We start from the raw sequence: 19,413 nt of genomic DNA, 5'->3' as shown, positions 1-19,413 counted from the left end.
GCAGCCGGTACCGTGGAGACGTGCAACGCTCGGTACGGTCGGCCACCCTGGCTCTCGCGGTGTCCGCTTCGTCGTTGCTGACCGCCTGTGGCGCGGGCAGCGACATGATGGAACCGCTGGCGTTGCCGACATCGCAGATCAACGACGCACACGCCCAGTCGGGTGACCTGGTGTCGGCGCCGACCGCGCCGGCCGTCAACGCTCAGCAGCGGTCGTATCTCGACGCGCTGGCCGCCGCGGGGGTGAAGCCGTCGAGTGATCTCCAAGCCCTGACCATCGGGTCGTACGTCTGTCAGGCGCGGGCCGCGAAGCAGAATGATCAGGCGGTGTGGGATCTTGTGCTACCTCTGGTGCGCAGCGACGTGCGCGCCAACCACGCGGTGGACGGCACCGCGTCAGTCGGGGACGAATCCAACGGTGAAGTCACCGCTGCGGCCTCCGACTACATCCGCATCGCAACCGAACAACTCTGCTAGCAGGAGACATGGCGAAAAATTCTCGACGGAAGCGGCATCGCATCCTGGCCCTCATCGCTGCCGGTGCGATGGCACTTGTCGTGGTGCTCGTGGTGGCGATCGTGGTGATCGTGATGCGCAGGCCGGAGACGCCGTCGGCCCCGCCCAGTGCCCAGCCGTCGCCCGGGGTGCAGGTGCCGCCGACGACGCGTAAGCCTCGCCCGGCGTTCCAGAGCGCCGACTGCCCGGATGTCTTCGTGCTGTCGATCCCCGGCACCTGGGAGTCCTCGGTGCAGCTGGACCCGGCCAACCCGGTGCAGTTCCCGCTGGCGTTGCTGCTCAACGTGACCAACCCGCTGCGGGCCCAGTTCGACAACTCGCGGATGGAGATCTACACGGTTCCCTACACCGCGCAGTTCCACAATCCGTTCGCCGCGGACAAGCAGATGTCTTACAACGACAGCCGGGCCGAGGGCACCCGCGCCGCGGTGAAGGCGCTGACGGACATGAACAACCGCTGCCCGCTGACCAGCTACGTGATCATGGGCTTCTCGCAGGGCGCGGTGATCGGCGGCGACATCGCCAGCGACATCGGCAACGGCCGCGGTCCGGTGGACGAGGACCTGGTGCTCGGGGTGACGTTGATCGCCGACGGACGCCGGCAGATGGGTGTGGGTAACGACGTCGGACCCAACCCCGTCGGCCAGGGCGCCGAAGTGACCTTGCACGAGGTGCCGACGCTGTCGGCGCTGGGTTTGACGATGACGGGACCGCGTCCGGGCGGGTTCGGCGCCCTCAACGACCGCGCCAATGAGATCTGTGGCACCGGTGACCTGATCTGTTCGGCTCCGCAGGAGGCGTTCTCGATCGTCAACCTGCCTGCCACGCTGGAAACCCTGTCGGGTAGCGCCGCCGGCCCGGTCCACGCCCTCTACAACACTCCGCAGTTCTGGGTTCTCAATGGTCAGACGGCCACGCAGTGGACGCTGGCGTGGGCGCAGAACCTCATCGAGAACGCGCCGCATCCGGCACATGGATAACGGTTTGGCCACGCGCGCGCCGGATTTGGATGGGACCGCTCGACTCCCTTAATATTAAGAGAAAAGTAAGGGCTTACGTAGGTGAGTGCCGGGTCCGATCACGCGTACGATTTGCGGGGTTTGGGTACGCGCGGTCGGTGGACTGGCTGAGGCGCACCGTGAACGACGTGCGATAACAGGCTTCACGACGAGTGCGGCTCTGACAGGAGAAGAGATATGCCGTTCCACAATCCGTTCATCAAGGACGGACAGATCAAGTTTCCTGACGGCGCCAGCATCGTTGAACACGTCGAGCGCTGGGCCAGGGTGCGCGGCGACAAGCTCGCCTACCGGTTTCTCGACTTCTCCACCGAACGTGACGGCGTCGCCCGCGACCTGACGTGGGCGCAGTTCAGTGCCCGCAACAAGGCCGTCGCCGCGCGGTTGCAGCAGGTCACCCAGCCTGGTGACCGCGTCGCGATCCTGTGCCCGCAGAACCTCGACTACCTCGTCGCCTTCTTCGGCGCGCTCTACGCGGGCCGCATCGCGGTACCGCTGTTCGACCCGTCCGAGCCGGGCCATGTCGGCCGCCTGCACGCGGTGCTGGACAACTGCCACCCGTCGGCGATCCTGACCACCACCGAAGCGGCCGAGGGCGTGCGCAAGTTCTTCCGCAGCCGGCCCGCCAACCAGCGGCCGCGCGTGATCGCCGTCGACGCGGTCCCGGATGACGTCGCGGCCACGTGGATCAAGCCGGATCAGCCCGACGAGACCACCATCGCGTACCTGCAGTACACCTCGGGCTCCACCCGCATCCCCACCGGCGTGCAGATCACCCACCTCAACCTGGCCACCAACGTGGTGCAGGTCGTCGAGGGGCTGGAAGGCGACGAGGGCGACCGAGGCCTGTCCTGGCTGCCGTTCTTCCACGACATGGGTCTCATCACCGCCTTGATCGCCCCGATGATCGGCTACTACTTCACCTTCATGACGCCTGCTGCCTTCGTGCGTCGTCCCGAACGCTGGATCCGGGAGCTCGCCCGCAAGGAGGGTGACACCGGCGGCACCATCTCGGTGGCCCCTAACTTCGCGTTCGACCATGCGGCAGCCCGCGGCGTGCCCAAGGAGGGCTCGGAGCCACTCGACCTCTCCAACGTCAAGGCCGTGCTCAACGGCAGTGAGCCGATCTCGGCGGCGACCGTGCGCCGGTTCAACGAGGCGTTCGGGCCGTTCGGCTTTCCCCCCAAGGCCATCAAGCCGTCGTACGGACTGGCCGAGGCCACGCTGTTCGTGTCGACCACCCCGGCCGCAGAAGAGCCGAAGATCATCACCGTCGACCGCGACGAGCTGAACACCGGTCGCATCGTCGAGGTGGCAGCGGATTCGCCCAAGGCCGTGGCCCAGGCTTCGGCGGGCAAGGTCGGCATTGCCGAGTGGGCGGTCATCGTCGACGCAGAGAGTGCGACCGAGTTGCCCGACGGCCAGGTCGGCGAGATCTGGATCAGCGGCCAGAACATGGGCACCGGTTACTGGGGCAAGACGGAAGAGACTGCGGAGACTTTCCAGAACATCCTCAAGTCGCGCACCAGCCCGTCGCACGCCGAAGGCGCGGCGGACGACGCCACCTGGGTGCGCACCGGTGACTACGGCGCCTTCTACGACGGTGACCTCTACATCACCGGCCGCGTGAAGGATCTGGTCATCATCGACGGCCGCAACCACTACCCGCAGGACCTGGAGTACTCGGCGCAGGAGGCCAGCAAGGCACTGCGCACCGGGTACGTCGCGGCCTTCTCGGTGCCGGCCAACCAGCTGCCCGACGAGGTCTTCGAGAATGCCCACGCCGGCATCAAGCGCGACGCAGACGACACCTCCGAACAGCTCGTGATCGTGGCCGAGCGCGCGCCCGGCGCCCACAAGCTGGAGGTCGGCCCCATCTCCGACGACATCCGCGCCGCCATCGCGGTGCGGCACGGCGTCACCGTCCGCGACGTGTTGCTGACCGCCGCCGGTGCCATCCCGCGTACCTCCAGCGGCAAGATCGGCCGCCGGGCCTGCCGCGCCGCCTACCTGGACGGCAGCCTGCGCAGCGGCAAGATCGCGAACGCTTTCCCCGACGAGACGGACTGATCCAGGCCGAACGACATGGCCCCGCCTGGCGGCCGGTCTTAGACGAAGGTGACCTGACTATGGATGAAACACAAAGCAATTCGAATCCTCCAGACGGCACCGAGCCCGCCGCGGCGTCGGCGCCGCGTCCGGATCTGACCGTCGCGGAGATGCGCGAGTGGCTGCGTAAAGCGGTGGCCTCTGCGACAGGTCAGTCGGCCGACGTGATCGATGAGACCACGCCGTTGATCGAGCTCGGCCTGTCCTCGCGTGACGCGGTGGCGATGGCCAGCGATATCGAGGATCTCACCGGCGTCACGCTGACGGCCACGGTGCTGTTCCGGCATCCGACCATCGAGTCGCTGGCCACCGTGATCATCGAGGGCGAGCCCGAGCCTGAGAACCTCGGCGACGAGGACTGGTCGCGGGACCGCGGCGTCGAGGACATCGCGATTGTCGGTGTGGCGACCCGCTTTCCGGGTGATCTGAACACGCCCGACGAGATGTGGGACGCCCTGTTGGCAGGGAAGGACTGCGTCACCGACCTGCCCGAGGGGCGGTGGGAGGAGTTCCTCGCCGAGCCGCGCATCGCCGAACGCGTGGCCAAAGCCCGTACCCGCGGCGGCTATCTCTCCGACATCAAGGGTTTCGACTCCGAGTTCTTCGCGCTGTCGAAGATGGAAGCCGACAACATCGACCCGCAGCAGCGCATGGCGCTGGAGCTGACATGGGAAGCCTTGGAGCACGCCAGGATTCCGGCGTCGAGCCTGCGTGGCGGCAGCGTCGCGGTATACATCGGCAGCTCCAACAACGACTACTCCTACCTGTCTCTGGCCGATCCCACGGTCACGCACCCCTACGCCATCACCGGCAACCAGACCGCGATCATCGCCAACCGGGTTTCGTACTTCTACGATTTCCGCGGTCCGTCGGTGTCCGTCGACACCGCGTGCTCGAGCTCATTGGTCGCCGCGCACCACGGTGTGCAGGCGCTGCGGTCGGGCGAGGCCGATGTGGCCATCGTCGGCGGTGTCAACGCGCTGATCACCCCGTTGGTGACAATCGGTTTCGATGAGGTCGGTGGCGTGCTCGCCTCCGATGGGCGCATCAAGTCGTTCTCGTCGGACGCCGATGGATACGCCCGGTCCGAGGGCGGCGGCATGCTGGTGCTCAAGCGGGTGTCCGACGCGCGCCGCGACGGTGACCAGATCCTGGCGGTCATCGCGGGCAGCGCGATCAACCACGACGGCCGGTCCAACGGTCTGCTCGCCCCGAATCCCGATGCGCAGGAAGAGGTTCTGCGCCGGGCCTACAAGGACGCCGGGGTCAACCCGCGCAGCGTCGACTACATCGAGGCACACGGCACCGGAACCATCCTCGGTGACCCCATCGAGGCCGACGCGCTGGGCCGCGTGGTCGGCCGGGGCCGCGAAGCCGACAAGCCTGCCCTGCTGGGTGCGGTGAAATCCAATGTGGGACACCTGGAATCGGCCGCGGGTGCGGCGAGCCTGGCGAAGATGACGCTGGCGCTGGCCAACGACAAGATCCCGCCGTCCATCAACTATGCGGGCCCGAACCCGTACATCGACTTCGACAAGGAACACCTCAAGGTCAACGACACCGTGTCGGACTGGCCGCGCTACAGCGGACACGCCATCACCGGCGTCTCGGGCTTCGGCTTCGGTGGCGCCAACGCGCACCTGGTGCTGCGTGAGGTGCTGCCGTCGGATCTCGTCGAGCCCGAGCCGGAACCCGAAGCCGTAGAGGACAAGTCGGCTTCCGACGACGCCAACGCGGTGTATGTCGGCGGGGTGCGGATGGACGAGTACGGCGAGTTCATTCACGACGAGCCCGAGGCTGATGAATACCCGGCCTACGACGAGGCCACGCACGAACTGCCGGGCCTGACCGACGAGGCCAAGCGCCTGATCGAGAAGGCACGCGAGGAGCTGGCGGCTGCAGAAGCGGCCGAGCCCACCAAGAAGCTTGTGCCCCTGGCGATCTCGGCGTTCCTGACGTCCCGCAAGAAGGCCGCGGCGGCCGAGTTGGCGGACTGGATCGATAGCGAAGAGGGCCGGGCGTCCTCGCTCGAATCGATCGGACGCTCGCTGTCGCGGCGCAACCACGGCCGGTCCCGCGCGATCGTCCTCGCACACGATCACGACGAGGCCATCAAGGGCCTGCGCGCGATCGCCGACGGCAAGCAGCACCCGAGCGTGATCACCGCCGATGGGCCCGTCACGAACGGGCCGGTGTGGGTGCTGGCCGGTTTCGGTGCGCAGCACCGCAAGATGGGCAAAGAGCTGTACCTGCGCGAGCCGGTCTTCGCCGAGTGGATCAACAAGGTCGACGCCCACATCCAGGACGAGCGTGGCTATTCGGTCGTCGAACTGATCCTCGACGACGCGATCGACTACACCAACGAGACCTGCGAATACCCCATCGAAGTGGTCCAGACGGTGATCTTCGCCATCCAGATCGCGCTTGGCGAGTTCCTCAAGGCGCACGGCGCCAAACCCGGTGCGGTGGTGGGGCAGTCGCTCGGTGAAGCGGCCGCCGCCTACTTCTCCGGCGGTCTGTCGCTGGCCGACGCCACCCGGACCATCTGCTCGCGCGCGCACCTCATGGGCGAGGGCGAGGCCATGCTGTTCGGCGAATACATCCGGCTCATGGCGCTCGTGGAGTACTCGGCAGACGAGATCAAGACCGTCTTCGCCGACTTCCCGGGCCTTGAGGTGTGTGTTTACGCCGCCCCGACCCAAACCGTCATCGGCGGCCCGCCGGAGCAGGTCGACGCGATCATCGCCCGTGCGGAATCAGAGGGCAAGTTCGCCCGCAAGCTCCAGACCAAGGGCGCGAGCCACACCCAGCAGATGGACCCGCTGCTCGGCGAGCTCTCCGCCGAAATCCAGGGCATCGAACCGCATCCGCTGGCCACGGGCTACTTCTCGACAGTGCACGAGGGCAAGTTCATCCGGGCCGGCGCCGAGCCGATCCACGATGTGGACTACTGGAAGAAGGGGTTGCGGCACAGCGTCTACTTCACGCACGGTATTCGCAACGCCGTCGATAACGGGCACACCACGTTCCTGGAGCTCGCACCGAATCCGGTGGCGCTCATGCAGGTTGGTTTGACGACGGCTACCGCCGGGCTTCATGACGCCCAGCTGATCCCGACGCTGGCGCGCAAGCAGGACGAGGTCGCGTCGATGGTCACGGCCATGGCGCACCTGTTCGTGCATGGCCACGACCTGGACATCCGGACGCTGTTCCCGCGCAAGTCCACAGGTCTGGCCGGGGCGCTCGACTTCGCCAACATCCCGCCGACGCGGTTCAAGCGCAAGCAGCACTGGCTCGACGCGCACTTCACCGGTGACAGCTCCGCGGTCATGCCGGGCAACCACGTCGCGACCCCTGACGGCAAGCACGTGTGGGAGTTCGTGCCGAAGGGCACCATCGACCTGGCCGCATTGGTGAAATCCGCTGCCGCGCAGGTGCTTCCGGACGCCAAGCTGACGGCATCCGAGCAGCGCGCGGTGCCGGCCGAAGGATCGCGGCTCGTCACCACCTTGACGAGACACCCGGGCGGCGCCTCGGTGCAGGTGCACGCCCGCATCGAGGAGTCGTTCACGCTCGTCTACGACGCGATCGTCACCCGCGGTGGTGTGGCGACGGCGCTGCCGACCGCCGTGGGCGCAGGCGTTGTGGCCGAGCAGGTTTCGGCCGCGCCGGCCGTGGTCGAAGAGCCCGAGGATGATGCGGAAATTCTGCAGGACCACCTCACCCAGGGCGCAGGCATGGGCGCCGGCTTCGAGAAGTGGTCGCCGGAGTCCGGTGAGACCGTTGCGCAGCGGCTCGGCACGATCGTCGGCGCCGCAATGGGTTACGAGCCCGAGGATCTCCCGTGGGAGGTGCCGCTGATCGAGCTGGGTCTGGACTCGCTGATGGCGGTGCGGATCAAGAACCGCGTCGAGTACGACTTCGACCTGCCGCCGATTCAGTTGACCGCGGTGCGGGATGCCAACCTCTACAACGTCGAGGAGCTCATCAAGTACGCGATCGAGCACCGCGACGAGGTCGATCAGATCGCGGAGTCCCAGAAGGGCAAGACGGCCGAGGAGATCGCGGCCGAGCAGTCCGAGCTACTGGGTGGTGCGTCGACCGTTGCCGAGCTCGAGGCCAAGCTGGCCGAGTCTGGACATCCGTTGGCCGAGAAGGAAGAAGCGGCCATCCCGGCTCCCCCCACCGATCCGAGCGGACCGGCTGTGCCGCCGCCGCCCACGGATCCGTCGGGTCCGGCAAGCCCTGCCGGCCCTTCCAAGGCCACCGCTGCCGCGGCGGCTGCCAAGGTGCTCACCCAGGAGGCGGTCACCGAGGCGCTGGGCGCCGACGTGCCGCCGCGCGACGCCGCAGAACGCGTCACGTTCGCGACATGGGCGATCGTCACCGGCAAGTCGCCGGGCGGCATCTTCAACGAGCTGCCCGCGGTCGACGACGCGACGGCGACCAAGCTGGCCGAGCGGCTGTCCGAACGTGCTGAGGGCACCATCACCGTCGACGACGTCAAGTCGGCCACGACCATCGAGGCGCTGTCCACGATCGTGCGCGACCAGCTCGAGGAGGGCGTGGTCGACGGGTTCGTCCGTACTCTGCGGGCACCGAAAGAGGGCTCGTCGCACGTGCCGCTCTTCGTGTTCCACCCGGCCGGCGGATCCACCGTGGTCTATGAGCCGCTCATGAAGCGCCTGCCCGCGGACATCCCGGTGTACGGCATCGAGCGGGTCGAGGGTTCCATCGAGGAGCGCGCGGCCGAGTACGTGCCCAAGCTGATGGAGCTGCACTCGGGTCCCTTCGTGCTGGCGGGGTGGTCGCTGGGCGGGGCGCTGGCCTACGCGTGTGCGATCGGGCTCAAGCGGGCCGGTGCCGATGTGCGTTACGTCGGGCTGATCGACCTTGCGCTTCCGGGTGAGCCGATCGACCAGAGTAAGGAAGGAATGCGGGCCCGCTGGGACCGCTACGCCCTGTTCGCCGAGCGCACGTTCAACGTCGAGATCCCGGCCATCCCCTACGAGGAGCTGGAGAAGCTCGACGACGAGGGCCAGGTGAGGTTCGTTCTGGATGCGATCAAGGACAGCGGTGTGCAGATCCCGGGCGGGATCATCGAGCATCAGCGCACGTCGTACCTAGATCAGCGCGCCCTGGCCACCATCGAGGTCCAGCCCTACGACGGGCACGTCACGCTCTACCTGGCCGACCGCTACCACGATGACGCCATCGTGTTCGAGCCCGCATACGCGACCCGCAAGCCCGACGGCGGCTGGGGCGAATACGTCAAGGATCTCGAGGTCGTGCCCATCGGGGGCGAGCACATCCAGGCCATTGACGAGCCGTACATTGCCAAAGTGGGTGCTCACATGAGCGAGGCGCTCAACCGTATCGAAGCTGAGAGCGAGAGCAAGTGACGAACAAGACGACGGCCGCACTGCTGGCCGATCTCCGCGAGAAGCTTGAGGTCGCCAAGGAACCCGGTGGTGAGAAGGCCATCGCCAAGCGCGAGAAGAAGGGCATCCCCAGTGCCCGTGCGCGCATCCACGCCCTGCTCGATCCGGGCAGCTTTCTGGAGATCGGGGCCCTGTGCAAGACGCCTGGTGACCCGAACGCACTGTTCGGTGACGGCGTGGTCACCGGCCACGGCACCATCAACGGCCGCCCGGTCGGCGTGTTCAGCCACGACCAGACGGTGTTCCAGGGCACGGTCGGCGAGATGTTCGGCCGCAAGGTGGCCCGCTTGATGGAGTGGGTGGCCATGGTCGGCTGCCCGATGATCGGCATCAACGACTCGGGTGGTGCCCGCATCCAGGACGCCGTGACCTCGCTGGCCTGGTATGCCGAACTCGGCCGCCGCCACGAACTGCTGCGCGGCATGGTGCCCGAGATCTCGATCATTCTCGGCAAATGCGCTGGCGGCGCGGTGTATTCGCCGATCCAGACCGATCTTGTGGTCGCGGTGCGGGACCAGGGCTACATGTTCGTGACCGGCCCGGACGTCATCAAGGACGTCACCGGTGAAGACGTCACGCTCGACGAGCTGGGCGGCGCCGATGCGCAGGCCCGCTACGGCAACATCCACCAGGTGGTCGAGGATGAGGCCGCGGCGTTCCAGTACGTGCGCGACTACCTGAGCTTCCTGCCCGCCAACACTTTTGACGATCCGCCGCTCATCAACCCCGGCATGGAACCCGAGATCACGCCGCACGACCTTGAGCTCGACGCAATCGTGCCCGACGCCGACAACACGGCCTACGACATGCACGAGATCCTGCTGCGCATCTTCGACGACGGCGACGTGTTCGACGTGGCCGCGCAGCGTGGGCAGGCGATGATCACCGCGTTCGCGCGCGTCGACGGGCACCCGGTCGGCGTCATCGCCAACCAGCCGATGCACATGTCCGGTGCCATCGACAACGAGGCGTCGGACAAGGCTGCCGGATTCATCCGGTTCTGCGACTCCTACAACCTGCCTTTGGTTTTCGTGGTCGACACCCCGGGCTTCCTTCCCGGCGTCGAGCAGGAGAAGGGCGGCATCATCAAGCGCGGCGGCCGGTTCCTCAACGCCGTCGTCGAGGCCGACGTGCCGAAGGTGACCATCACCATCCGCAAGTCCTACGGCGGCGCCTACGCGGTGATGGGTTCCAAGCAGCTCTCGGCCGACCTGAACTTCGCCTGGCCGACCGCACGTATCGCGGTGATCGGCGCCGAGGGTGCCGCGCAGCTGCTCGTGAAGCGTTTCCCGGATCCCACTGCGCCCGAGGTGCAGAAGATCCGCGCGGACTTCATCGCGGGCTACAACGAGAACATGGCCACGCCGTGGATCGCCGCCGAGCGCGGATTCATCGACGCCGTCATCCAGCCGCACGAGACCCGCCTGCTGCTGCGCAAGTCGCTGCACCTGTTGCGCGACAAGCAGAAGCACGGCCGCGTGCAGCGCAAGCACGGTTTGCTGCCGATCTAGTTTTCAGCGGCGCACCTTTCCCCCGCGAGCAGACGCGCGGGTCCGCGACACGCCGCCGTTCGCGGACCTTGGTGGCTGCTCGCCGAGGGGGTCGGCCACCGAACTGTCCCGCTCAGCGGGCCAATGCGGTCCGAAACGTCAAATTTGTCATTAGCGTGGGCTGATGACCGCTGGAGTTTCCCTGCCGCTGGCTGCCATCGGCGCAGACGGCCTGCACCTGCGTACCTGCCCGCTGTGTGAAGCGATGTGCGGACTTGAGATTCACGTCGAGAACGGCCGGGTCGCGCAGATCCGGGGCAATCGCAACGACGTGTGGAGCCGGGGACACATCTGCCCCAAGGGCGCCGCGCTGGCGGCCCTGCACGACGACCCCGATCGCATCCGCAGGCCCATGGTCAAGGTTGCCGGACAGTGGCGAGAAGTCGACTGGGACACCGCATTCCGCCGGTGCACCGAGCTGCTGACCCCCGTCATCCAGAAGTACGGCATTGCCGCGGTGTCGAGTTACATCGGCAACCCGAGTGCGCACACCTTCTCACTGGGCCGTTACATCGGTGTCCTGCTGGGTCTTTCGGGCATTCCGACCAGCTATTCGGCGGGCACCGTCGACCAGTGGCCCAAGAACCTGACCTCGCATCTGATGTACGGCGGCTGGTGGAGTTTCCCGGTTCCCGATATCGAGCACACCGACCTGCTGGTGGTGATGGGCGCCAACCCGGCAGCCTCGCAGGGCTCGGTGCTCAGCGCCCCTGACGTCATGGGCGCCATCGGTCGAATCCGGCAGCGCGGCAAGGTGATTGTCATCGACCCGGTGCGTACCGCGACCGCTGCCAAGGCCGACGAATGGCTCGCCATCACACCGGGCGCTGATGCTGCCCTGCTGTTGGGTGTCGTGCACACGTTGTTCGACGAAGGCCTCGTCACGCTGGGGCACACCGAACCGTATGTGGACGGGGTGCAGACCGTCGGCGCCATCGCCGCCGAGTGGACACCCGAGCGCGTCGCACCTGTCACCGGTATCGATGCCGAGCGCATCCGCGAGCTGGCCCGCCAACTGTCCGGCACCGAACGCGCCGTGGTGTACGGCCGGATCGGCACGTGCAACCAGGAATTCGGCAGCCTCGCCAGCTGGCTCGTCGACGTGGTGAACATCCTCACCGGCCATTTCGACACCCGAGGCGGCAGCATGTTCCCGCTCGCCGCGGCGTGGTCGCTGACGGCTCAGCCTCAACCGGGTCTGGAAGGCGGCAAGCCTGAGTTCGGGCGGTGGCGTACCCGGGTCCGCGGCGCCAAAGAGGTTCTGGGACAAGCCCCGGTGTCGTGCCTGGCAGAAGAGATCGTCACTCCCGGCGACGGGCAGGTGCGGGCGCTGATCACGGTCGCGGGCAACCCGGTGCTGTCCACCCCGGCCGGACACAAACTCGGCGAGGCACTTGCCGGGCTGGACGCCATGATCTCCATCGACAACGCGCTCAACGAGACCACCCGCCACGCGCACGTCATCCTGCCTGGTCTTTCGCCGTTCGAGCAGCCGCACCACGATGATCTGCTGCTGAACAACGCGGTCAACAGTTTCGCCAACTACTCGCCACCGGTGTTCGCCCCCGAGGATCCGGATCGCCCGGAGGAGTGGGAGATCATGATCCGGTTGACCGGCCTGTGCACCGGGACCCCCGCCGAGGACGTCGAGGTCACCGCGATCGACGACGGCTGGTTCGACTACCTCTGCTTCACACAGGGTCTTGACGGTGCGGAGATCCGCAAGCATTACGAAAAGGGCGGTCCGGAACGGATTCTCGATCTGACCCTGCGCACCGGACCGTTCGGCGACCGCTACGGCGAGAAGCCCGGCGGTCTCACGCTCGAGCAGCTCAAGGCACAGCCCAACGGCATCAACTTCGGGCCGATGCAGTCGCGGCTGACCGACGTGTTGTCGACGCCGGAGGGCAAGGTCCGGCTGGCGCCGCAGTACCTCATCGACGACCTGCCCCGGCTCGCCGAGCGGCTGCGGCGCGACCCGGTCGACCTGGTGCTGGTCAGTCGACGCCACCTGCGGTCGTGTAACTCGTGGCTGCACAACGTGCCTGCCTTGATGAAGGGCAAGGACCGCTGCACGCTGTTGATGCACCCGGCGGATGCCGAAGCCAACGACGTGTCCGACGGCGATGTCGTCACGGTCACCTCGGCCGGCGGCAGCATCGACGTGCCGGTCGAGATCACCGACGCCATCAAGCAGGGCGTGGTCTCGATGCCGCACGGTTGGGGCCACGGGCTGTCCGGCACGCAGCTTTCGGTGGCCAACGCATCGCCGGGAGTGAACACCAACGTGCTCTCGCCGCCGGACTTCCTGGACGAGCCGTCCGGTAACGGCGCGCTGAACGGGATCCCGGTGACGGTGACCGTCTCAGCCCGCTAGCACCGCCGTGCCGTACCAATGGCACAGCAGCAGAGCCAGTTCCACGTCGAGGCGGTCGTCGCCGATCGGGCGCCCGCGGCGGTCCTCCGCGCGGAGCACGCGGTACTTGACCGAGTTGAAGTGCAGGCTGAGTTCCTCGGCCGCGGACTTGTAGCTGTTGCCGTGCTGCAGGAACACCCGCAGCGTCTCGCGCAGCCGGGCGTCGTTGTCGGTGTCGCAGGCCAGCGGGCCGAGCACGTCGGCAACCCACTCGCGGGCCTCGTCCAGCTTGTCCCCGAGCAGGGCCGCGGCCGCGAGCCCGGGATCACCGGCTGCCGTGACGCCGCCGGCGTCGCCTGCGATCGCCACATCCTGCGCGCGACGGGCCTGCCGGTGCGAGCGCCGGAAGCCGTCGACCCCGGGCAGCGGGGTGCCCAGCGCGACCCGCGGCGCCGCCGAATGCGCGGCGACGAACTGCTTGGCGTTGCCCGCGACCGCAGGTGCATTGTTGGGGGACAACGGAATCCAGCCCCATCCGCTGGTACGGTCGGCCGCGACGAACAACGGATCGCCCTGCGCACCAACAGCTTCGGCGAGTTCGCGCAGGAACTGCTCCAGTCGGGCCAGGCCATCCTCGGAACCGGACTCAGCCGGGCACCACAACACCACGGCCAGGTGCGTGCGCCGCATCGGATACCCGAGCGCCGTGCTGAGCGCATCCGGGGCGCCCGTATCTGTGGCCAGCACCTCCCGCACCCGCAGTGCGCGGGCACTGTTGCGATTGGTCAGCCACCGATCGCGTTCGTCCTCATAGACCACCTCCACCTGCTGGGTGATCCAGTCGATGTACCGGAAGGTCACCGAGGTCATCCGCTCGAACACCGAGAAGCCGGTCTCGGCATCCAGCCCGGCCTTGTTGATCTCCTCGGCGGCGACGTCGAGCACCATGCCATGGCCCAGTCGATAGGCGCGGACCAACGCGTTCATCGGCACCCCGCGCTGGGCGATGCGCCGCGCGTACTCCAGCGCCGCGGTCGGAGCTTCGATGTTCTCCAGCGATATGTTGTGACGCAGTGCGTGGAAGATGGTGTCGACGTTGCCCTCGACGCTGGATGCCAGCAGTTCCAGGATCTCGGGGTCCCCCCGCAGATCGGCGATATCGCTGGCCAGGTGCCGTTGGACGGCGCGGGCGACCTCGGCCTGGCGGTTTATCAGCCGGGTCATCACCACAGCGGTGGCCGCGCTGACCGCCGGATCCATGCCTAGACCGTAGAACGCGAATTTGTTTCCGGACAACAAACCGGCAAATCAAGTTCATCGGCGCGCGACGGTGTGGCGGGAGCCACAAATTTCTACTGTCGTGACATGTTCCTCGCTCTGCTGCCTGACCGCCGCGCCGCCGCCGCGCCGCACGCTCCCGCCGTCGCCGACGACCACCTCGACCTCGACAACACCGCGTTCCTCGACGCCGTCCAGCGGGCCGCGGCAGCCTTGCGGGCTCACGGGGTGGGCCCCGGCACCGTCGTGGCCGTCATGCTCCCCAACCGCACCGAGTTCGTGGTCGCGCTGTTCGCGGCCTGGCGCTTGGGCGCGGCCGTCACCCCGATCAGCCCGACCCTGGTGCCCGCCGAGGTCGCCTACCAGGTCGCCGACGCCGGATCGGTGGTGTTGATCGCCGACCGCGACGTCGAAGCCGACATCCCGGTGCTGCACGTGGACGACCTGACCGGTGAGCCCGACGCCGCAGACCCGGTCGACAACCCCGCCGACGCGCTCGCGCTGCTGATCTACACCAGCGGCACCACCGGCAGACCCAAGGGCGTGATGCTCGATCACGGCAACGTCAACGCCATGTGTGACATGGTGATCGAGGGCTTCGAGCTGACCCCGGCCGACCACAGCCTGCTCATCCTGCCGCTTTTTCACGTCAACGGCATCGTGGTGAGCATTCTCTCGCCGCTCATCGCGGGCGGGCGGGCCACCATCGCCGGGCGGTTCAACCCGACCACGTTCTTCGACCGCGTCGAGGCCAGCCGGGCCACCTACTTCTCGGCGGTGCCAACGATTTACACGATGCTCGCCGGCCTGCCTGCCGAGGTGCAGCCCGACACCAGGTCCGTGCGGTTCGCGGTGTGCGGCGCGGCCCCGGCCAGCGTCGAACTGCTGGAGCGATTCGAGAACCGCTACGGCATCGGGCTCATCGAAGGCTACGGCCTGTCGGAGGGGTCGTGCGCCAGCACCGGCAACCCGCTCAACGGCAAGCGCAAGCCCGGAACCGTGGGAATCCCGTTGCCGGGTCAAGAGATTCGTATCGTCGACGCGGCAGGGACGCCCCTTCCCCAAGGTGAGGTCGGCGAGGTCATCATCAAGGGCCCCAACGTGATGCGGGGCTACCTCAACCGTCCGGAGGAGACCGCCAAGACCATCGTCGACGGCTGGCTGTACACCGGCGACGTCGGGCGGTTCGACGAGGAGGGCTACCTGGTGCTGGTCGACCGGGCCAAGGACATGATCATCCGCGGCGGAGAGAACATCTACCCCAAGGAGATCGAAAGCGTCGTCTACCACCTCCCGGACGTCGCGGAGGCGGCCGTCGTCGGCAAGGCCAGCACGCTGTACGGCGAGGAGCCGGTGCTGTTCGTCTCACTGCACACCGGCGCCGATCTCACGACCGACGAGATCGCCGCGCACCTGCGCGCGTCGCTCTCGAAATACAAACTGCCCGTGCAGATCACGATGCTCGACGAGTTACCCAAGAACGCGGTCGGCAAGATCGCCAAGCCGGCACTGCGCAAAACCCTCACCGCCGCCGCCCCACAAAACTAACCTGATCCCACCAAAGGAGGTCATCATGGGATTCGTCACGCCGACGCTACCCGACGTCGACCTGGAAGACTTTCTGCGCCAGCCACTGATGGAGCGGATCCGCATCATGACCACCAAGTGGGCGGATCACGGCCTCGGCGCGCCTCGCATGATCCATGTCCTCTACATCGTCAAGCTGGTGTTCTTCTACGCCCTCGGTGGAGTCGTGATCGCCACGGCCACATCGCATCTCCCGGCGTTCTGGCATGTGTCGGGCTGGTGGAACCAGCCGATCATGTACCAGAAGGTGATCCTGTGGACCATTCTGCTTGAGCTCATCGGGCTGGCGGGATCATGGGGGCCGCTGGCCGGCAAGACCAAGCCGATGACCGGGGGTTACCGATTCTGGGCCAAGGTCAACACGATTCGGCTGCGGCCGTGGAAGGCGGTGCCGTTCACCGACGGCGATCGCCGCACGTGGTTCGACGTCGCCGTCTACCTGGCGCTGATCGTCAGCGTGACCGTAGCGCTGGTGGCACCCGGCGTGCACAGCGACTCACTGTCGAAAGTGCTGCCGGACAACACCTCCGGTCTGGTCAATCCCGCCCTGCTGATCGTGCCCATGGTGCTGCTGGTGCTGATCGGCCTGCGCGACAAGACCATCTTCTTGGCGGCCCGCGGCGAGCAGTATCTGCCCGCGCTGCTGTTCTTCACCACGCTGCCGTTCGTCGACATGATCATCGCGGGCAAGCTGCTGATCGGCACAGTGTGGATCTGGGCCGGTATCTCGAAGTTCGGTCTGCATTTCACCAACGTCATCCCGCCGATGGTGAGCAACAGCCCGACGCTTCCGTTCAAGTGGCTCAAGCGCGCGCACTACCGCAACTTCCCTCACGACCTGCGCCCGTCGCACCTGTCCACGTTCATGGCGCACGGCCCCGGCAGTTTCGTCGAGATCGTCGCCCCGCTGGCGCTGCTGCTGTCACCGTGGCCGTGGCTGACGTTCTGCGCTGCAGCCGTCATGGTGTGCTTCCACTTGTTCATCATCTCGACGTTCCCGCTGGCGGTCCCGGTCGAATGGAATGTGCTGTTCGCCTACGCGACCGTGTTCCTATTCGTGGGTTTCCCGAACTGGAACGGGTATGCCGTCTGGGACATGTCCTCACCGTGGCTCACCGTCGTGCTGCTCATCGGGTTGTGCTTCTTCCCGGTCCTGGGCAACCTGCGCCCTGACCTCGTGTCCTTCCTGCCCGCGATGCGGCAGTACGCAGGCAACTGGGCTTCGGCGGTGTGGACGTTCACCCCCGGCGCCGAACAGAAGCTCAACCGGGTGACCCGCTCCGCGCCCAACACGGTGGACCAGTACATCAACTTCGGCTGGGATCCGGTGGCCGCGGAGGTGTTCACCCAGCAGGTGACGGCATGGCGGGCCATGCACAGTCAGGGTCGCGGCCTGTACTCGGTGCTCCTGAAGAACCTGCCCGACATCGACATCCGCACCGTGCGGGAGGGTGAGATGTCCTGCAACACCATCATCGGGTTCAACTTCGGCGACGGGCACCTGCACAATGAGGATCTGATCCGGGCCATCCAGACCGAAGCGCAGTTCGAGCCCGGCGAGTTCGTGATCGCATGGGTCGAGTCGCAGCCGATCCACAAGAAGACCCAGGAGTACAAGGTGATCGACGCGGCCCTCGGAGTCATCGAGCGAGGCACCTGGAACGTCGCGGACCTGGTCGAGGAGCAGCCGTGGCTGCCCAACGGCCCGATCCCGCTGAACGTGACGTGGCGCCGGGCCGGAGTCCGGGCGTGAGTGCCCAGCGAGTAGCGAAGGCGGATCGCGCATGAGCACCGCGGTCGTGGTCGGTAGCGGGCCCAACGGGCTCGCTGCCGCCATCACCCTGGCGGCCCGCGGCGTGGACGTCACGGTGTTGGAGGCCAAGGACGAGATCGGTGGGGGAGTGCGATCGGGTGAGGCCATCGTGCCTGGCTTGATTCACGACCACTGCGCAGCGATCCATCCGATGGCCGTCGGCTCGGCCTTCTTGTCCGGGCTCGATCTGCCGATCGAGTGGCGCCTACCCGAAATCGACTGCGCGCACCCGCTGGACGACGGCGGCGCGGGCCTGCTGTGGCGCAGTGTCGAGGACACCGCCGCCGGGTTGGGCGCCGACGGCACGCGCTGGAAGGCGTTGTTCGGTGGCCCGTCAGCCCGCTTCGACGCGCTCGCGCAGGACATCATGGGCCCGCTGCTTCGGGTGCCGAAACACCCGCTCGCGCTGGCCCGGTTCGGGGCACCGACGGTGCTGCCCGCCTCGGCGCTGAGCCGGCTGTTCCGCACGCCGCAGGCCAGGGCACTGTTCGGAGGCGTTGCGGCACATACCTTTCAGCCGCTGCATCGTCCACTGACCTCGGCGATCGGCCTGGGCATCATCACCGCGGGGCACCGACACGGCTGGCCGGTGGCCGCGGGCGGCTCGCAGTCGATCACCGATGCGCTGGCCGCGGCGCTCGCCGATCTCGGCGGCAAAGTGCAGACCGGTGTTCGGGTGACCTCGGCTGCTCAGCTGCCCGCCGCCGACATCACCATGTTCGATCTCGCGCCGACCGCCGTCGCAGCTATCCTCGGTGACCGGCTTCCGCGCGTAATCGCCAAGCAGTTCAACGGCTTCCGGTATGGCCCGGGCGCGTTCAAGGTGGATTTCGCGGTGCAGGGCCCGGTGCCGTGGCGCAACTCGCAGGTCGGCAAGGCCGGCACCGTGCATCTCGGCGGGAGCTTCGACGAAATCGCAGGCACCGAACGAGATATCCACGCCGGACGCATGCCGCAGCGGCCGTTCGTACTGGTGGGCCAGCAGTATCTGGCCGACCCGCAACGATCGGTCGGCGACATCAACCCGATCTACTCGTATGCCCATGTGCCGCACGGATATACCGGCGATGCCACCGAAGCGATCATCGGCCAGTTCGAACGGTTCGCGCCCGGCTTCCGGGACCGCATTGTCGGGATGGCCGTGCGCACCACCACCGAGATCTCGGTATGCAACCTCAACTATGTCGGTGGCGATATCTGCACGGGCGCCAAGGATATTCGGCAGCTGGTGTTCGGACCGCGGATGACGTTGCAGCCCTACCGTCTTGGCGTTCCCGGGATGTACATCTGCTCGGCCGCGACCCCGCCCGGTCCGGGCGCACACGGTATGTGCGGGGCCAACGCGGCGCAGCTCGCTTTGGATCATCTGGCCCGTTAACCCTCGTGGACGAAGACATAGCCCACGCATATTCTTTTGCCAGAACTCGGATAACGTCCGTCGCTAACGTCTCACCCGCAACGAGTATTTCGTCATGAAGGGAGAGATGATTGTCGAGCAGTGTCACACGTAGCCTGATGGGAACGTTCGCGGTCTGCGCCGGCTTGTCCTTGGCGGCGTTGGGATTTGGCACCGCAGTCGCCAGTGCGGACCCGCCGCCCCCGCCCCCGGGTCCAGGGGCCCCCGGTGCGGGGCCCGGTCTCTTACGGCGGCCAGGTAGGGCGACGCGGGCAGCTCACGGCGGGTATTCATCGGGTCCTATGGTGCCACGGGGCCGGACACCGGACGCCCCGCACCGTGTGCCGGT

10 protein-coding genes and 1 pseudogene are annotated in these 19,413 nt (G+C 67.1%); 9 read left to right on the top strand and 2 right to left on the bottom strand.

Translation table 11 applies throughout. The annotated features are described in order from the left end of the window. Positions 1–20: 20 nt before the first annotated feature. From A5784_RS16555 to A5784_RS16530, 6 genes are all read left to right on the top strand, one after another. Complete coding sequence (locus A5784_RS16555; RefSeq protein WP_064946000.1) at positions 21–476, top strand: DUF732 domain-containing protein; 456 nt, start codon at positions 21–23, stop codon at positions 474–476. Positions 477–484: 8 nt separating this feature from the next. After that, a complete protein-coding gene (gene culp6 / locus A5784_RS16550; protein WP_064945999.1) occupies positions 485–1,495 on the top strand; it encodes a carboxylesterase Culp6 in 1,011 nt (336 codons plus the stop codon). A 216-nt stretch (positions 1,496–1,711) separates the two neighbouring features. Continuing rightward, positions 1,712–3,604 carry a long-chain-fatty-acid--AMP ligase FadD32 gene (fadD32, locus tag A5784_RS16545; protein WP_064945998.1) on the top strand — a complete coding sequence of 631 codons (1,893 nt, stop codon included), beginning with the start codon at positions 1,712–1,714 and terminating at the stop codon, positions 3,602–3,604. 59 nt (positions 3,605–3,663) lie between these two features. Continuing rightward, positions 3,664–9,045, top strand: coding sequence for a polyketide synthase Pks13 (gene pks13, locus A5784_RS16540; RefSeq protein WP_064945997.1), 5,382 nt, complete (start codon positions 3,664–3,666; stop codon positions 9,043–9,045). Beyond that, the gene (locus A5784_RS16535; RefSeq protein ID WP_064945996.1) at positions 9,042–10,595 is read left to right on the top strand and encodes an acyl-CoA carboxylase subunit beta; all 1,554 of its coding nucleotides are present in this window, start codon (positions 9,042–9,044) and stop codon (positions 10,593–10,595) included. The genes pks13 and A5784_RS16535 overlap by 4 nt, the downstream gene beginning before the upstream one ends. Positions 10,596–10,758: 163 nt before the next feature. After that, complete coding sequence (locus tag A5784_RS16530) at positions 10,759–13,011, top strand: molybdopterin-dependent oxidoreductase (protein WP_064945995.1); 2,253 nt, start codon at positions 10,759–10,761, stop codon at positions 13,009–13,011. Here A5784_RS16530 and A5784_RS16525 read toward each other — a convergent pair. Next, positions 13,000–14,250 (bottom strand): PucR family transcriptional regulator, encoded by a 1,251-nt coding sequence (locus A5784_RS16525; protein ID WP_064945994.1) that lies wholly within the window; start codon positions 14,248–14,250, stop codon positions 13,000–13,002. The two genes, A5784_RS16530 and A5784_RS16525, sit on opposite strands and share 12 nt — an antisense overlap. 105 nt (positions 14,251–14,355) lie before the next feature. Between A5784_RS16525 and A5784_RS16520 the strand changes: the two genes are divergently transcribed. From A5784_RS16520 to A5784_RS16510, 3 genes are read left to right on the top strand one after another with little or no spacing between them, the layout of a single operon-like run. Next, entirely contained in the window at positions 14,356–15,816 is a 1,461-nt protein-coding gene (locus A5784_RS16520) for a class I adenylate-forming enzyme family protein (protein ID WP_064945993.1), read from the top strand. 25 nt (positions 15,817–15,841) lie between these two features. Next, on the top strand, positions 15,842–17,608 hold the full coding sequence (locus tag A5784_RS16515; RefSeq protein ID WP_064945992.1) for a DUF3556 domain-containing protein: 1,767 nt from the start codon (positions 15,842–15,844) through the stop codon (positions 17,606–17,608). Between the two features lie 31 nt (positions 17,609–17,639). Continuing rightward, positions 17,640–19,046: a phytoene desaturase family protein gene (locus A5784_RS16510; RefSeq protein ID WP_064945991.1), complete on the top strand. Its 1,407-nt coding sequence runs from the start codon at positions 17,640–17,642 to the stop codon at positions 19,044–19,046. Positions 19,047–19,232: 186 nt separating this feature from the next. Here the strand turns inward: A5784_RS16510 and A5784_RS39220 are convergent. Next, positions 19,233–19,358: pseudogene (locus A5784_RS39220) on the bottom strand (uroporphyrinogen decarboxylase); the annotation flags it as partial. Positions 19,359–19,413: the final 55 nt, after the last annotated feature.

Source organism: Mycobacterium sp. 852013-50091_SCH5140682, from assembly GCF_001665685.1.
In the GTDB taxonomy this organism is placed as follows: domain Bacteria; phylum Actinomycetota; class Actinomycetes; order Mycobacteriales; family Mycobacteriaceae; genus Mycobacterium.
The sequence above is the reverse complement of the archived record's forward strand: the minus strand, read 5'-3'. Positions and strand labels throughout refer to the sequence as shown.

Bases quoted from the DNA above. Each gene is read 5' to 3' on its own strand.
- culp6 (WP_064945999.1), top strand. From the start codon at position 485: ATGGCGAAAAATTCTCGACGGAAGCGGCATCGCATCCTGGCCCTCATC.
- fadD32 (WP_064945998.1), top strand. From the start codon at position 1,712: ATGCCGTTCCACAATCCGTTCATCAAGGACGGACAGATCAAGTTTCCT.
- pks13 (WP_064945997.1), top strand. From the start codon at position 3,664: ATGGATGAAACACAAAGCAATTCGAATCCTCCAGACGGCACCGAGCCC.
- A5784_RS16530 (WP_064945995.1), top strand. From the start codon at position 10,759: ATGACCGCTGGAGTTTCCCTGCCGCTGGCTGCCATCGGCGCAGACGGC.
- A5784_RS16525 (WP_064945994.1), bottom strand. From the start codon at position 14,250: ATGGATCCGGCGGTCAGCGCGGCCACCGCTGTGGTGATGACCCGGCTG.
- A5784_RS16520 (WP_064945993.1), top strand. From the start codon at position 14,356: ATGTTCCTCGCTCTGCTGCCTGACCGCCGCGCCGCCGCCGCGCCGCAC.
- A5784_RS16515 (WP_064945992.1), top strand. From the start codon at position 15,842: ATGGGATTCGTCACGCCGACGCTACCCGACGTCGACCTGGAAGACTTT.
- A5784_RS16510 (WP_064945991.1), top strand. From the start codon at position 17,640: ATGAGCACCGCGGTCGTGGTCGGTAGCGGGCCCAACGGGCTCGCTGCC.